At 62.3% G+C, this 2,003-nt stretch carries 1 protein-coding gene and 1 pseudogene; one reads left to right on the forward strand and one right to left on the reverse strand.

Features of this window, described 5'->3' with window-relative positions:
- Positions 1-254 precede the first annotated feature (254 nt).
- Positions 255-548 (forward strand): annotated as a pseudogene (locus ALLO2_RS25225) (transposase); the annotation flags it as partial.
- On the opposite strand, the gene ALLO2_RS22950 reads toward ALLO2_RS25225, so the two are convergent.
- On the reverse strand, positions 537-1,811 hold the full coding sequence (locus ALLO2_RS22950) for an ISAs1 family transposase (protein WP_232235313.1): 1,275 nt from the start codon (positions 1,809-1,811) through the stop codon (positions 537-539). The pseudogene ALLO2_RS25225 and the gene ALLO2_RS22950 sit on opposite strands and share 12 nt — an antisense overlap.
- Positions 1,812-2,003 lie beyond the last annotated feature (192 nt).

The raw sequence follows: 2,003 nt of genomic DNA on the forward strand, positions 1-2,003 counted from the left end.
AATACCGATAAGACCAGCGTTGGAAGCCCGGCTCCCAGCGCCTTCCCGCATGCCCGGAACCAGCCCCTCCGCGGTCCAGCAATTCACTCCTCAGATGGTGGAAGGGGCTCCTACGCAGGAAGCCCCGCCTGTTCGCCCACTGGGCGTGGATCACCAGTTTCTGACGGACTGGATGAGACGAGCGCAGTGACGGGAGACTGTCACGCTGCGTTCTGTGGGGGCCCGGGGGTGAGATCCCCCCGGGCTACCCGGCGGAGTTCGCCGAGGCCTGGGGCGCCCGTTATCCGGCGATCGTCAGGTTGTGAGAGAACGCCTGGGCCGAGTTCACGCCGTTTCTGGCCTTCGACGCGGAGATCCGCAGGGTGTTCTGCTCGACCAACGCGATCGAGAGCGTCAACGCCCGGATCCGCCGCCGCGCGGTCCGGGCCCGTGGGCACTTCCCGAACGAGACCGCCGCGCTGAAGTGCATCTACATGGCGGTCATGAGCCTCGACCCGACTGGTCAGGGCCGTAAGCCAGGGCTCCGGCGAGGTAGCTCACCGCTTTGATCCGCTACAGGCTGTGACGAGCAGGTCGAGTGCCGCGTGGCGATCGGCGGCGACGTCCTCCAGGGTTTCCTTGATTTTCCTCCTGCCGTTGAGGCGGAGGATTCCGATGGTCAGGTTCCGGAGGCTCGCGAAAGCCTGATTCGTGTTCCCGGTATAGATCGGATCGTCGTCCTCACGCCAGGCAGTGTCGCGAATGTAGTGGATCTCGTTCTCGATGCCCCATTGGCCGCGGACGTGGGAGTGGAAGTATGACGCTGTGGCGTGCGTGCCCGTAGCGCTGGTGAGGGCGAGGGCGTATTCGCGGGTGAGGCGAACTCCGGTGAGGTCGAACTCGTCTCGCCGGATGATGGCCGCCTTGTTGACATGTGGGAACTCGATGCCGTCGGCTTTCGTAGTCCAGGTCTGCCAGTTTTTGATCCGGCCGTGTCCGCGTTCCTGGACCTCGTGGTGGGCTGGTTCCTGGAGAAGCGGAAGGACCCGTTCGAATGTCTGCCTTTTGAGGGTCGGGCGATTCCCCTTCACCGTCATCACGTAGTCCATTCCGTGCTTGACGATGTCCTTTGCGGTGTCGTCCTGCGTATGCGCCGCGTCGAGGGTCACGGTCGGATGTCCTGGCATTTCCGGAAGCTGGTCGAGCAGATTTTCGACCTGGGTGATCTCGTTGGTGTCGTCGGGGATACGGATCTGTCCGATGACGAGACCCCTGCCGTGGATCATCGCGGCGAGTAGCTTGACCTGTGTCTTCTCATCTACCCAGGCGCCACGCATGACCTTGCCATCGACCGCGATGGTGATATGCTCCCCGTTCTCCCAGGTGGTCTGCGCGAACAGCCAGCAACCGATGCGGGCGTCCAGTGCCGCGACGTCGATGACCTGGAGGACCCTGCGGATCGTCTTCTCGCTGGGTACTCGGTACCGTCCGAGGAAGTGATCGTAAGGTGCTCCCAGCCGGGCCAGTAGGGGCTGAGGGATTCTCGCCGCCCAGCGGCCGATCTCACTGAGGCGCTTTGCGCCGGTCATCGTCGAGACAAGCGAGGTCGACAGGATGTACCGCAGGCTGTAGATCGCTCCCTTCGCCTTACGTGGGTCGGGAATTTCGCCGAGCATCGCGAGCAGGCTGGAGATGTCGAGCTGCTCGCAATCGACAGGCTCGTTGGACATGCAGGGGTCAGGCTGGCATGATGTCACGTGGTGGCCTTCTGTCTTGGGGGTTTGTTTGGTGGTACTTACATTGTCCCAAGCGGAAGGCCACTTCTTTCTCAACGGGGAGCCTGCATCCCGTCAAGCATTTCCAGATAATCGCGTGCCCAGTGACGCCAAATGCGCCGTCGAATCACGGTCGGCGCCAGGNCAAGTTGCTATGGCACGAATCCACGACGAGCTTTAGCGACAATCAATCGCCCATCGGATGCCCAGAAGTGATCACCAGGCAGGCTACCAACAGCTACCAACTAT

Source organism: Frankia sp. Allo2 (assembly GCF_000733325.1).
Classification (GTDB): domain Bacteria; phylum Actinomycetota; class Actinomycetes; order Frankiales; family Frankiaceae; genus Frankia; species Frankia casuarinae.